At 59.0% G+C, this 12,927-nt stretch carries 13 protein-coding genes; 5 read left to right on the forward strand and 8 right to left on the reverse strand.

Features of this window, described 5'->3' with window-relative positions; translation table 11 throughout:
* The first annotated feature begins 2 nt into the window (after positions 1–2).
* From odhB to lpdA, 3 genes are all read left to right on the forward strand, one after another.
* Positions 3–1,514 (forward strand): 2-oxoglutarate dehydrogenase complex dihydrolipoyllysine-residue succinyltransferase, encoded by a 1,512-nt coding sequence (gene odhB, locus ACR0IY_RS16965; protein WP_480675343.1) that lies wholly within the window; start codon positions 3–5, stop codon positions 1,512–1,514.
* 2 nt (positions 1,515–1,516) lie between these two features.
* Complete coding sequence (locus tag ACR0IY_RS16970; protein ID WP_480675345.1) at positions 1,517–1,786, forward strand: hypothetical protein; 270 nt, start codon at positions 1,517–1,519, stop codon at positions 1,784–1,786.
* Between the two features lie 72 nt (positions 1,787–1,858).
* Positions 1,859–3,247: a dihydrolipoyl dehydrogenase gene (gene lpdA / locus ACR0IY_RS16975; RefSeq protein WP_480675347.1), complete on the forward strand. Its 1,389-nt coding sequence runs from the start codon at positions 1,859–1,861 to the stop codon at positions 3,245–3,247.
* Between the two features lie 49 nt (positions 3,248–3,296).
* Here the strand turns inward: lpdA and ACR0IY_RS16980 are convergent, their stop codons facing one another.
* Positions 3,297–4,346: a sterol desaturase family protein gene (locus ACR0IY_RS16980; RefSeq protein WP_480675349.1), complete on the reverse strand. Its 1,050-nt coding sequence runs from the start codon at positions 4,344–4,346 to the stop codon at positions 3,297–3,299.
* A 76-nt stretch (positions 4,347–4,422) separates the two neighbouring features.
* Between ACR0IY_RS16980 and ACR0IY_RS16985 the strand changes: the two genes are divergently transcribed.
* Entirely contained in the window at positions 4,423–4,962 is a 540-nt protein-coding gene (locus ACR0IY_RS16985; protein ID WP_480675351.1) for a tellurite resistance TerB family protein, read from the forward strand.
* Between the two features lie 12 nt (positions 4,963–4,974).
* Here the strand turns inward: ACR0IY_RS16985 and ACR0IY_RS16990 are convergent, their stop codons facing one another.
* From ACR0IY_RS16990 to ACR0IY_RS17005, 4 genes are read right to left on the reverse strand one after another with little or no spacing between them, the layout of a single operon-like run.
* A complete protein-coding gene (locus ACR0IY_RS16990) occupies positions 4,975–5,580 on the reverse strand; it encodes a pyridoxamine 5'-phosphate oxidase family protein (RefSeq protein ID WP_480675353.1) in 606 nt (201 codons plus the stop codon).
* Complete coding sequence (locus tag ACR0IY_RS16995; protein ID WP_480675355.1) at positions 5,567–6,307, reverse strand: lysophospholipid acyltransferase family protein; 741 nt, start codon at positions 6,305–6,307, stop codon at positions 5,567–5,569. The genes ACR0IY_RS16990 and ACR0IY_RS16995 overlap by 14 nt, the downstream gene beginning before the upstream one ends.
* The gene (locus ACR0IY_RS17000) at positions 6,307–7,206 is read right to left on the reverse strand and encodes a cell division protein FtsX (RefSeq protein WP_480675357.1); all 900 of its coding nucleotides are present in this window, start codon (positions 7,204–7,206) and stop codon (positions 6,307–6,309) included. Before ACR0IY_RS17000 ends, ACR0IY_RS16995 begins: the two co-directional genes overlap by 1 nt.
* A complete protein-coding gene (locus ACR0IY_RS17005) occupies positions 7,203–7,880 on the reverse strand; it encodes a cell division ATP-binding protein FtsE (protein ID WP_480675359.1) in 678 nt (225 codons plus the stop codon). The genes ACR0IY_RS17000 and ACR0IY_RS17005 overlap by 4 nt, the downstream gene beginning before the upstream one ends.
* Positions 7,881–8,063: 183 nt before the next feature.
* On the opposite strand from ACR0IY_RS17005, the gene ACR0IY_RS17010 reads away from it, so the two are divergent.
* Positions 8,064–8,816, forward strand: coding sequence for a zinc-ribbon domain-containing protein (locus ACR0IY_RS17010; RefSeq protein ID WP_480675361.1), 753 nt, complete (start codon positions 8,064–8,066; stop codon positions 8,814–8,816).
* 20 nt (positions 8,817–8,836) lie between these two features.
* On the opposite strand, the gene ACR0IY_RS17015 is transcribed toward ACR0IY_RS17010, so the two are convergent.
* The 3 genes from ACR0IY_RS17015 to ACR0IY_RS17025 all read right to left on the reverse strand — a co-directional run bounded on the left by ACR0IY_RS17015 (position 8,837) and on the right by ACR0IY_RS17025 (position 12,897).
* The gene (locus ACR0IY_RS17015; RefSeq protein WP_480675363.1) at positions 8,837–11,380 is read right to left on the reverse strand and encodes a TIGR02302 family protein; all 2,544 of its coding nucleotides are present in this window, start codon (positions 11,378–11,380) and stop codon (positions 8,837–8,839) included.
* Positions 11,381–11,416: 36 nt separating this feature from the next.
* Entirely contained in the window at positions 11,417–12,682 is a 1,266-nt protein-coding gene (gene lysA, locus ACR0IY_RS17020) for a diaminopimelate decarboxylase (RefSeq protein ID WP_480675365.1), read from the reverse strand.
* Between the two features lie 65 nt (positions 12,683–12,747).
* On the reverse strand, positions 12,748–12,897 hold the full coding sequence (locus tag ACR0IY_RS17025) for a hypothetical protein (RefSeq protein WP_480675367.1): 150 nt from the start codon (positions 12,895–12,897) through the stop codon (positions 12,748–12,750).
* Positions 12,898–12,927: the final 30 nt, after the last annotated feature.

Raw genomic sequence — 12,927 nt, forward strand, 5'->3', positions numbered from 1 at the left:
CGATGACGATTGAAGTTCGTGTTCCCACGCTTGGCGAATCGGTAACAGAAGCCACGGTTGCGACCTGGTTCAAGAAACCCGGCGATGCCGTGGCCGTGGATGAGATGCTCTGTGAACTTGAAACCGACAAGGTTACCGTCGAAGTGCCGTCGCCCGCAGCTGGAGTGATGGGCGAAATCGTCGCCGCCGAAGGTCAAACCGTTGGGGTTGATGCATTGCTGGCGACCATCGCGGCAAGCGAAGGTGCAGCACCTGCGACCAAGGCGGCTCCAGCACCTGCAGCAGCTCCGGCGGCGTCGGGTGGTAGCGTCGACGTGATGGTGCCCACATTGGGTGAATCCGTGACCGAGGCTACAGTTTCGACATGGTTCAAGCAGGTTGGCGACAGCGTCGCGCAGGACGAGATGCTGTGTGAACTGGAAACCGACAAGGTTTCGGTCGAAGTTCCGGCACCCGCGGCAGGTGTGCTGGCTGAAATCGTGGCACCCGAAGGCACGACCGTCGATGCATCGGCCAAACTGGCGGTGATCTCGGGTGCCGCGGCGGGCGCTGCACCAGCTCCGGCAGCGGCTGCCCCTGCGGGCGGTGGCGATTCGGCCGGAGGGAAAGATGTTGCAAACGCCCCATCGGCTCAGAAAGCAATGGCTGAGGCAGGTCTTTCCCCTGATCAGGTGACCGGCACCGGCCGTGACGGCCGCATCATGAAAGAGGATGTGGCCCGCGCGGTTGCAACGGCTTCAGCGCCTGCTCCTGCGGCGGCTGCACCCGCCCCCGCTGCCCAAGCCCCACGCGCACCAGTTGCGGCTGCGGATTCGGCACGAGAAGAACGGGTTAAAATGACCCGCCTGCGCCAGACCATCGCGAAACGTTTGAAAGACAGCCAGAACACCGCCGCCATGCTGACCACCTATAACGAGGTGGACATGACCGAGGTGATGGCCCTGCGCAATCAATACAAGGCAGAGTTCGAGAAAAAGCACGGCGTGCGCCTTGGCTTTATGTCTTTCTTCACCAAGGCCTGCTGCCACGCGCTGAAAGAAGTGCCCGAAGTGAATGCCGAGATCGACGGCACTGACATCGTCTACAAGAACTTCGTGCATATGGGCGTTGCCGCAGGTACTCCAACCGGGCTTGTGGTGCCGGTCATCCGTGACGCTGACAGCATGTCATTTGCAGCCATCGAAAAAGCCATCGCTGAAAAGGGCAAACGCGCCCGCGACGGCAAGCTGAGCATGGAAGAGATGCAGGGTGGTACATTCACCATTTCAAACGGTGGTGTCTATGGCTCGCTGATGTCTTCACCGATCCTGAACCCGCCGCAATCGGGTATCCTTGGAATGCACAAAATTCAGGACCGTCCAATGGCGATAAATGGTGAGGTCGTGATCCGTCCGATGATGTATCTGGCGCTGTCCTATGACCACCGGATCGTTGATGGCAAAGGTGCAGTGACGTTCCTTGTTCGTGTAAAAGAGGCGCTGGAAGATCCACGCCGCCTGCTGATGGATCTGTAATCATGGCGACACATGTTCTCTGGCAGGCCGATGTGGCCGATTTCGAAGCCTGGTTAAAGGTTTTCCGCGAAGACCAGCCGATGCGTAAGGCAGCAGGGATTCACGACCTGCACGTCTGGCGTGATCCTGCCCAGCCGGATCACGCAATCGCCATGTTCGAAGTTCGCGATCTGGAAAAGGCTCGCGCCTTTCTGGAATCACAAGAACTGGCCATGCATCACGAACGCGGTGGGGTCGCGCATATCCAGGTGAAACTGCTGACGCCAGTTTAAGCAAATTATCGGAGGCTTTTGTGAAAGGGCCTCCAATTTCAAAATTAACTCCTCGGGTTTTAGGAGAAAGAAATGGCAAATTATGACGTCATCGTAATCGGCGCCGGTCCCGGCGGGTATGTCTGTGCGATCCGCTGCGCCCAGCTGGGGCTGAAAACGGCTGTGGTCGAAGGGCGTGATACGCTGGGCGGCACTTGCCTGAACGTGGGCTGTATCCCATCCAAGGCACTGCTGCATGCCAGCCACCAGTTGCATGAGGCCGAGCATAACTTTGTCAAAATGGGCCTGAAGGGCAAAAGCCCCTCGGTCGATTGGAAGCAGATGCAGGCCTATAAGGACGAGGTGATCGACGGCAACACGAAAGGCATCGAGTTCCTGTTCAAAAAGAACAAGATCGATTGGCTGAAAGGTTGGGGTTCGATCCCCGCCGCCGGTCAGGTCAAGGTCGGCGATGAAGTGCATGAGGCCAAGAACATCATCATCGCCTCGGGCTCCGAGCCGTCATCACTGCCTGGTGTTGAAGTCGATGAAAAGGTTGTTGTGACCTCGACCGGTGCGCTGTCTCTGGGCAAGATACCCAAGAAGATGGTGGTGATCGGGGCCGGTGTGATCGGGCTGGAACTGGGCTCGGTCTACAGCCGCCTGGGTGCCGAGGTAACGGTGATCGAATTCCTCAAGGAAATCACGCCGGGCATGGACCCCGAGGTGCAGAAAACCTTCCAGCGCATCCTCAAGAAACAGGGCCTGAAGTTTGTAATGGGGGCAGCGGTGCAAAAGACCGAAGCCACCAAGACCAAGGCCAAGGTGACATACAAACTGCTGAAAGATGACAGCGAGCATGTGATCGATGCCGATACTGTACTGGTGGCCACCGGACGCAAGCCGTTCTCGGACGGTCTGGGGCTGGAGGCGCTGGGGGTCGAAATGACGCCGCGCGGTCAGATCAAGGTCGGCAGTGACTGGCAGACCAACGTGCCGGGTATTTACGCCATCGGCGATGTCACCGAAGGCCCGATGCTGGCCCACAAGGCCGAGGATGAGGGCATGGCCGCCGCCGAACAGGTCGCTGGCAAACATGGCCATGTGAACTATGGCGTTATCCCGGGTGTCATCTACACGTGGCCCGAGGTTGCCAACGTGGGTGAAACCGAAGCAACGCTGAAAGAGCAAGGCCGCGCCTACAAGGTCGGGAAGTTCATGTTCATGGGCAATGGCCGAGCCAAGGCAAATTTTGCTGCCGACGGGTTCGTCAAAATTCTGGCCGACAAAGACACCGACCGTATTCTGGGCGCACATATCATCGGCCCAGCCGCAGGTGATCTGATCCATGAGGTCTGTGTTGCAATGGAATTCGGGGCCTCGGCCGAGGATCTGGCCCTGACCTGTCATGCCCACCCGACCTATTCCGAGGCTGTGCGTGAGGCCGCGCTGGCCTGCGGCGATGGACCCATTCACAGCTAATGCATGAAACAGATCGGCCCGGCTTTCGCCGGGCCGATCTGATTGGAACCTATTCTGCTGGTTCATTGCTCATTTGTGGGGGCGGCTGTACCTCCCCGGGCGAAGGTCGTTCAGGCCGGAACAGACGCCACGCATCCCTGAATGGGACAAAGTACAATTTCATACACGTATCGAGTTCGTGCCCCCGGTCTTTTTCGGTAACGCCGAACTTAACGTCTCTGTTATCCTCGGGCATCAAATAGGTGCCGAAAATCACGTCCCATAGCGGAAACATAAAGGCAAAGTTCTTGTCCAGATGGTCCGGATGGCAACTGTGATGCACATGGTGATGCGCTGGCGACGGAAAGACCTTTGACCACACACCGGGCCACCGCAGCCAGATATGGGAATGTCGTAGGTTGTAGCCTACGAAGTTGAACAAAAACATCAGCAACGGCACACCCAGAAGAACCGGGATATTAGGTGTGTAACCAACAATTCGGAACGTAAAACCCGTGACCGCTCCAGCGCCAAACCCAATGAGGGCATTGTAAACAATGTTGTCGATCGGGTGTTCGCGAAAGTTCGACATGGGATGCATGACTTCGGCACTGTGATGCACTTTGTGGAACTGCCACAGCAGCGGAACCTTGTGCTGAAGGTAGTGGATATAGAAACCCAGAAAATCCATAACCAGAAAATATGCGAACATGTAGGCAAGGGTTACGACTACACCCAGCCAGCCCACAAGTGGCTTGGTGGCGGCGGCTTCATCCCCCCTAAGTCCACCCATCGTAAGCTGATATCCCAGTGCAGCTGCACCGCCAAATAGACCCAGGATCAAGAAATGCCCGATCAGTTTGTGAAAAAAGAAATAGCGGACATCAAGCCAGGCTGACGGGTGCTGCCACACTTTTTTCGGAAACAAAAACCCAAGAAAGCTTTTCTCGCCGTAAACCTCGGACGCATTTTTCCGTTTGACCCTATAAATCCAGAAAGCAATTGCGATCGAACTGACCAAATAGACATGGTAGATGCGAAAGGACGGATCAAAGGGCAACATGAGCACGTTCTGCGCGTGGTCAATAAAAGCGTTCCAAATCGAATGTAACTGCTGCATCGAGGCCTCGATTTTTTTCGGTATCGTATTGCTGCCCTTTTAATTGTCTACCCTCGTGACAATTCGATGGCGAATTGTGGACAACTCAACACATTGTCCTTGCAAAACGTACATCCCTTTCAGAATCAGGGATGGCTTAGGTCTGGGCGCGATCGCGATCCTGCTGGCCATCGCCGGGATCAAGACCGCTGGCCGCTCGGCACGAAAGTCGAAACGTCATGCGGAGATGGGTTCGCTGCCGCCGGCGGCGTTGCAGGTGATGGATGCCATGTGCCACGCAGCAAAGGCGGACGGCAAGCTGGACGATGCAGAGGTTGCCATGATGGCCGACATCGCCAAAAAGATTACGGGCACCACTTTTCACGAGGCCCGCATTCGACGCATGTTTGAGATGGCCGAGGCCAAGCCGACAGACGCACAGTTCGCGGCGTTCAGCCGGGGTTTGACTGCAGATCAGAGACGGATGGTCATGCAGGCCACGCTGATGGTCGTTGGCGCCGATGGGCATATGGATCAGAGTGAACGGGCCTTTGTTCAGAAACTTGCTCAGGGATTGTCGATCAATGTCGATGAAGTCAAAGCGATGCTTCACGCAATGGTAGCCAAACCGGCCTGATCGGACACAGGCCTACCACATCGTCTTGGCGGCGCGCGCACCCCATTCCTGGTCATAGTGTGCGCCGCCTTCTTCGCCTTTGGTCATCTCGGCCAGAATGGCCCCAGCCGAGGGCAAGTCGGCGCTCTCATCCCCACAGGTCCAGGTTCGGGCCCGCATAAGGGCGCGAGCGCACTGAGTATAGATTTCCGCGATTTCGATCACGATGACTGTGGCCGGGCGTTTGCCCCGCTTTTCAAAACGGGCGCGCAACCCATGGTCCGCTGTCAGGCGAGCCAAACCGTTCAGGCGTACGACCGTGTTCGACCCAGGTACGATGAACAGCAGCGACACGCGCGGATCGCGAACAATGTTGCGCAGACTGTCCAGCCGGTTGTTACCGCGCCAATCGGGCATGGCCAGCGTGTTCGGATCAAGCTCCATCACCACCGGGCCGTCGTCACCGCGGGGACTGCCATCTACACCTTCGGGGCCTACAGTACTGAGGATGCAGAGGCGTGAGGCCATAATCCATTTGCGATAGAGCGGCGTCAGCCCCTGTGCCACCTTTCGCAGCGCTGGCGCGCCAGGGGTGCCGTAGTGCTCTTCGAGCGTGCTGAGATCGTCAATGAACTCCATCCGGATCAAACCCCACTTCTTTCATCAACGCATTGGAGCGCGTTTCGATGGCCGTTTCCAGCCGCCCTAAAAACTCGTCCCGCCCAAGCCCGGTTTCGATCGGATCCAAAAAATCGACAATTGCCAGTCCCGGCTTGCGCAAAACTCCGGTTCGCGGCCAGAAAACACCTGCGTTGGTTGCCACGGGGGTGCAGGGAAATCCCAGGCCTTCGTACAAAATGGCGGTTCCCACCTTGTAGGGTTTCTGCGCTCCTGGTGCCACCCGCGTGCCCTGCGGGTAGATTACCAGCTGGCCGGGCTCACTGAATTCCTTTGCAACGTCCTTGACCATCTTGGCGACCGCGGCACCCTTTTTGCCGCGATTAACCGGAATGCACCCAAGCCTTCGGGCATACATCCCGATGACCGGAGTCCACAGCAGTTCGCGTTTCATGATAAATTTGCCATGCGGAACAGCAGCGAAAATCATGATGATGTCCAGAAATGACTGGTGTTTGGCACCAACCACCACCTCTCCGGTGGGGACGGTTCCGCGCACCTCACACCGGATACCAACCATCCAGCGGGCAAGCCACATAGTGCTGCGTGCATAGGCCTTGCACGCCTTCAGCGCGCCACCTTTGGAAACCAGCGCGTAAGGCAGAAACACGATTCCGAGGATCAGCATCCACGCATAAATGACGATCATGAACAATAGCGAGCGAACCCATTGAAACGCGGCACCCATCAGGAAAGCTCCTTTAGCTTGCGGGCGGCGGCGGACCATGTGGCCAGAAAGGCAACAGCCGCACCCAGAACCGGGATCACCGCCGGCAGCAGCCAACCCACCCCCTGAAATCCGAGACCCGTCAGAAATCCACCCTCGTCCGAAGCTTCGGGCAGCAGAAGTACACCTGTCATACCAAGCAAAACCCCGACGACCGCCCCAAAGAACGCCCGATAGGTAAAGCGACGGACAAAGGCATTGGCGATAAAACGGTCACGGGCACCGACCAGACGCAGAACCTCGATGATCTGCGCGTTGGCAGCCAGTGACGCGTTTGCGGCTAGTGTTATCATCGCCGCCGTTGCCCCCCCAATTAGCATGATCGAAACCCAGCCCAGACGCCGCAATGAAACCGCAGCATCAACCAGCGGCTCGCGCCAACGGGTGTGATCGTCCAGCACTGCACCCGGCACTTCGGCCCCCAGACGCAGGCGAAGGCCAGCGGTATCCAGACCGGGTTCGCCTTCGACAATTTCGATCAATCGCGGGATCGGCAGTGTATCAAACGGCAGATCAGGCCCGAACCAGGGGGAAAGCAGCGCCGCCTGCTCCTCGGTTGTCAGTGCGCGAGCCGAGGCGACGCCCGGAGTTTGGCTCAGCACAGTCAGGGCTGCTTCGGTCTGTCCTGCAAGCTGATCGGCAGGAGCACTGATGCGCAACGTAGCAGCCCCAGCCAGTTCGCTCGCCCATCGGTCGGCCAACCGCCCCGAAGCCATCGACAGCGCAAGTGCGAACACGGCCAGAAACGCCATCGCGCCGGAGACGAACAGAGTCAAATGCGCGGTATAGCCGGTGGGCGGCACGACCCGGTCGGCACGCGCATCGCGTTGAAGCAGGTTTCGAATAGCGTCGCTGATCATAGATCTGCCCCCGCCAACTGGATTTGCCGCTGCGAGATACGAAGAACGCGGGCCTGCACCTGACTTTTGGCTGCGCGGATCAGGCTTAGGTCGTGGGTGGCGATCAGCACGGTTTTGCCCATTCTGTTCAGTTCCACCAGAAGGCGCAGCAGGCGCTGAGACATGTCCCAGTCCACATTGCCGGTGGGCTCGTCCGCCAGCACCACATCCGGCGACAGGATCACTGCGCGGGCCAGCGCGGCACGCTGCCGCTCGCCCCCCGACAATTCCGGTGGGTGAGCATCCAGCCGAGTGCCCAGACCGACCCAGCCCAACAACTCGCTCAGATCCTCTTGCTGGGCCGCTTCGCCTCGGCCCGAAACCATCAGTGGCAGCGCCACGTTCTCTGCAACTGTCATGTGATCCAGAAACCGGCAATCCTGATGTACGACTCCGATCCGGCGGCGTAAAAGGGCCATCTGGTCCCGGTCCAGATTGGCAACGTCCTGCTCAAAAGCGATCAACCGCCCAGACGTCGGCAGCAACGCGCCGTAGCACAGTTTCAGCAACGTGGTCTTGCCGGCACCGGACGGGCCGGTCAGAAAATGGAACGAACCCGGCTGCAATTGTAGCGACACATCGCTCAGCAATTCTCCATCGCCATAGGTATGGCTGACGTTTTCCAGCTCGATCACAGGGGCCCCCGTTTTAGTTGACGCTCTTCTTGCCCGAGCGCTGTCATGGTTTCAATGCCTGCACCGGGTCGAATTGGTGACACTTATGCCGCGATACCGAAAACACCCTTTTCTGTCAGGTCTTAACGGAATACCATTCCTAAAAAAACTACTATCAGGTCGAATTTCCGACCGGGAGGCAGCATGCGTCTTACTTGTCCCAATTGCAGTGCCCAATATGAGGTTCCAGACGAGGTCATCCCAGAGGAAGGCCGCGACGTCCAATGCTCAAACTGTGAGAAAACCTGGTTTCAGGCCAAACACCCAGATCAACCTACCCCTGTGGCGGAGGCCCCCGCTGCCGAGGACGTGCCAGCCGAACCTGAACCAGCTCGGGAAGCGCCCACACCTGTCGCCGCAACGGAAGAACCGAAGCGCGAGCCGCAACCGGCTGAGGCAACCGAACCTGCTGCAACCGGGGCCATCGACCCGGCAGTTGCCAGTATTCTCAAAGAAGAAGCTGCCCGCGAATCTGAACTGCGCGCGCAGGAAAGCGGCGGCCTTGAAACGCAGCCCGATCTGGCGCTGGACGCCCCCCTGGAACCCGACCCAGAGCGGGCGATCAAAGAACTGACTGCAACCGAAACCGCGTCAGACGCGGGTCAGAAAGATGCCCTGCCGGATGTTGAGGCGATCAATTCCAGTCTGCGCAACGACGACGCCCCAGCGAACCCAGACACTGCCGAGCCGCAGCCGCAGAAGTCGCGCGGGGGGTTCGTGCGTGGGTTCGCGCTGATACTGATTGTCGGAGTCATCCTGTTGCTGGTCTACGGTAATGCCCAGCAAATCAGCGAAGCCGTGCCGCAGGCTGAGCCGATCCTCAAGCCTTATGTGTCTCTAGTGGATCAGGCGCGACTGTGGCTTGAAGCGCAGACCGCAGGTGCGGCACAGAACTGAATGAAGCAGGGCAATACAGCCTAGAACCGCTCGAGCAACCGCTTGAGGTATTCCAGTTCGATCTGAGGGCGATCCGTTTCACCGGTGCGGCGGCGGATTTCGTCCAGCAACTCGCGCGCGCGGCGATAGACGTCTTCGCCCTGCAAAAGATTCTCGTCGGTCGAGATTGAGCCATTCGCTCCGGGGCTGCGGCCCAGCGGGTCACGACTGTTGGCCTGCATATCACCGTCCTGCGTACCCTGACCCGGCTGGTTCTGCTGGTTCTGCGCTAGCGCTTCACCCAACGAGCGCATCCCTTCGCGCAGGGCTTCCATTGCCTCGGACTGGCTGTCGATGGCATCAGCAAGATCGTCATTGCGCAGCGCTTGTTCGGCGTCATCCATCGCGCGCCCGGCTCTGCCAAGTGCATCGCGCGCCGCCTCTCCTTCGGGTGTTCCGGCACCGGGTAGATTTTGCTGCTGGCGGCCCAACTCGTCCCGCAAGGCTTGCTGTCGATCGGCCAGTGAACCCTGACCTTGCTGGCCGCCGTCCGCTTGATCTGACCCCTGACTCCGTCCGCCCTGTCCTTCGTGGCTCTGTCCGCGACCCTGTCCTCCCGAGCGGCCCTCGTTACCCTGGCTTTCGCCCGCCTGCGCATCGGGGTTGAATTGTTCCTGCAAATCCCGGAAGGCCTGATCACTAAGGCCCTGCTGTTCCCGCAAGGTTTCAGCCAGCCCTTCCATGGCCTGCTGGCCCTCGGACTGCTGCCCCTGACCCTGCCCTTGTGTGACGCGCATGTTTTCCATCATCCTCTGGAACTCTTCCAGCGCCTGCTGCGCCTCGGCCATACGGCCCTGCTCCATCAGTTCCTGAATGCGATCCATCATGCGTTGCAGGTCGTCCTGCGTCATCTGCAGGGATTCGCCGTTCTGGCCCTGCTGGTTCTGGTCAAACTCACCATTTTCCTGTGCCAGCCGCTGAAGCTGACGCATGTAGTCCTGCGTGGCTTCGCGCAGTTCCTGCATTAGTTCGGCGATCTCCTCATCGGTGGCCCCGTTCTTCATCGCCTCGGTCAGGCGCTCCTGCGCCCGACGCATCCGTTCCAACGCGTCGGCAAGCGTGCCTTCTTCGATAAGAATCGCCAGGTCCCACAAGGCCTGTGCGATCTCTTCCTGTTGTTGGGGCTTCAGGCCAAATTCGTTAAACGTCTCGAGCCGGCGCAGAGTGACGCGCAGACGCAGATAAGCCGTGTCCGATCGGAAGAATCCTTCGGGCAAATGCGACACCGCGCGCAGCAGCTGTGCCACCCGCGTCGCATTATCGCGTGCCCAGAGCAAATCACGCCGCTGTTCAATCACCGCAGCCGCCAGCGGATCAAAGAACCGGCGGGCGGGCAATTCAGTCATGAAGGGTTCGGATTGGCTTTCCTGATCGGCCGCATCCCGCGCGGTCAGTGTTATTGTCACCGGCAAATGCGCCCAAGGGTGCTGTGAGAAATCTTCGATCAGATCCTCGGTGAAATCGGCTCGGTCACCAGTGATTGGCAGCGGCAATTCAACCTCGATCACCTCACGCGGTTCGGGCGCAGTGGTCAAGCCATAACGTCGGTCTACCGACGGCAGATCCAACTGGATCAGAGCCGTCCCGGAAACGATCCCGTAATCGTCGCTGGCCGCAAAGGGTAGTTTCATATGCCCGCCGGCCTCGGCCTCTGCACCTGCGGTCACGGCGATTTGCGGGTGTGCATCCGCAATCACCTTCAACGACCAATCCCGGCCCGAGGGGCCTGCAATCGTCAATTGTCCCGAACGGTCGGCAATAAAATCCTGTTCCGGTTCGGTCGCGCCCTCAGTGCCCAAAGGCGTCGTTGTCTCTGTCAGGGTATGCGCCCCAACCTCACCATAAAAACGCAGGGTGATGCGGCTGCCTTGCGGCACCGACAGGGTCGAATCTGTCTGATCAGCCAGATACAGGGTCGGCAAGCCGGTATAGCGGGGTGGTTCCACCCAACCCTCCCAGCTTGGTCCTTGTCCGGCTACGGCTGTCCCCGGTGTCATCTCGGCCACCGAGCCAATGCGCCAGAACGATCCGAACAGCGCGGCAATGACCAACGCCAACAGCGCCGAATAGCGCAAGGCATACGGATCGCGGTCAGCCAGCCGCAAATCGGGCTTCACCGCTTCTGCCTGCGCCGCACGCTGCGCCATTCGCGCCTGATGCGCGCGCCAGAGCGCGACTGAATCCGCATCCATCGCCCCAATGGCCTGATCATCCATCAGCGCCTGAATCGGACGTCCAGGTAGGGATTCGTCTAGGCGCATCAACGCCTCGGCCCGGCGGGGCAGATGGAATCGCCGGATACCCCACACCAGGGCAGCGACCAGCCCGATCAACGCCCCTACGCCGGTCATCCAGACAATTTCAACCCGCACGTAATCCTGCAATCCAAGCATCAAAACGGCCAGAATCGCCATGAAAATCGAGAAAAACGGCCAGAATGCGCGCAAAGCCTGCTCGGCCAGCATCCCTGCATGCGTCAGCCACAGGGATAATCTTGGGATCGGCAGGGTCGGTCTTGCGGTCAAGGCGGGCCTCCTGAACAGGCCCGCGCGGTTATCGCGTCAGAGCCACTCAGGTATGGTATCGCGGTTTATGATTTCGTCAAAGCTCGGGCGTTCACGAATAACTGCAAATTGATCCCCATTCACCAAAACCTCAGGGATTAGGGGGCGGGTGTTGTATTCGCTGGCCATCACCGCGCCATAGGCCCCGGCGCTACGGAAGGCGACCAGATCGCCCGGAGCCAGCGGCGGCATGTTGCGTTGTTTGGCAAAGGTATCACCGGTTTCGCAAACAGGTCCTACGATATCATAGGGTTGCTGTTCCACACCTGGTGCGGGTTCATGAACCGCGACGATATCGTGATGCGCCTCATACATCGCAGGACGGATCAGGTCATTCATGGCCCCATCGAGGATCAGGAAATCGCGGCCCTCACCGGATTTCACATAGATCACCTTGCTGACCATCAGACCGGCATTGCCCGCTATCAGGCGGCCTGGCTCAATCTCGATCTCACAACCCAGATGGCCCAGCGTTTTCTTGATCAGAGCGCCATATTCCACCGGCAGCGGCGGTGCGTCATTGGCACGGGTATAGGGAATGCCCAATCCGCCTCCCAGATCAAGACGGCGGATGTTGTGGCCCTCGGCGCGCAGTTGCTCGGTCAACTCGGCGACCTTGGTATAGGCCAGCTCGAAAGGCTCCAGCTCGGTCAGTTGCGAACCGATATGGACGTCGATACCGATCACCTCGAGCCCCGGCAGAGTAGCGGCGTGGGCATAAACCTCGGACGCGCGGGCAATTGGGATACCAAATTTGTTTTCGGACTTGCCGGTTGCAATCTTGGCGTGGGTCTTGGCATCCACGTCGGGGTTTACCCGCACGGTGATGGGCGCGACCACGCCCAATTCCAACGCAACCGCGTTGATCACTTCCATCTCGGGCTCGGACTCGACGTTGAACTGGCGGATACCGCCGCTTAGCGCCGTGCGAATTTCATCAGCGGTCTTGCCGACACCGGAAAACACGATCTTGTCGCCGGGTACACCAGCGGCCTTGGCGCGCATGTATTCCCCACCCGAGACCACATCCATCCCCGCGCCCACCTGCGCCAAGGTCTTCAGGATCGCCTGATTGCTGGCCGCCTTCATCGCATAGCAGACAAGGTGGTCGGTGCCCTCCAGCGCGTCATCAAACAGCTGGAAGTGCCGTAATAAGGTTGCGGTTGAATAGACATAGAACGGAGTTCCGACCGCGGCAGCGATTTCGGAAATCGGGACATCCTCGGCGTAAAGCGCGCCGTCGCGGTAGAGAAAGTGATCCATGACTGCGCGCTTAGACCAAAAGCACCCGGCGGATCAATGGATTCCATACGTACCGGGCCGTACCGTCATTGCTTGGTCGACACACCAACGCGACCATAACCCGAGATCGAAATACCCGAACCGCTAGATTCAGCGGCGGGTTCAGGGCGGGGTTTGTAAGAAGGATCGCAGGCCGCCAGAACGGCTAGGGACAGAAACAGGCCGATGATTTTCATTTTATCGTCTTTTGTTAAGTACTTCGGCCA

It is taken from the genome of Ruegeria sp. BC1 (assembly GCF_056539305.1).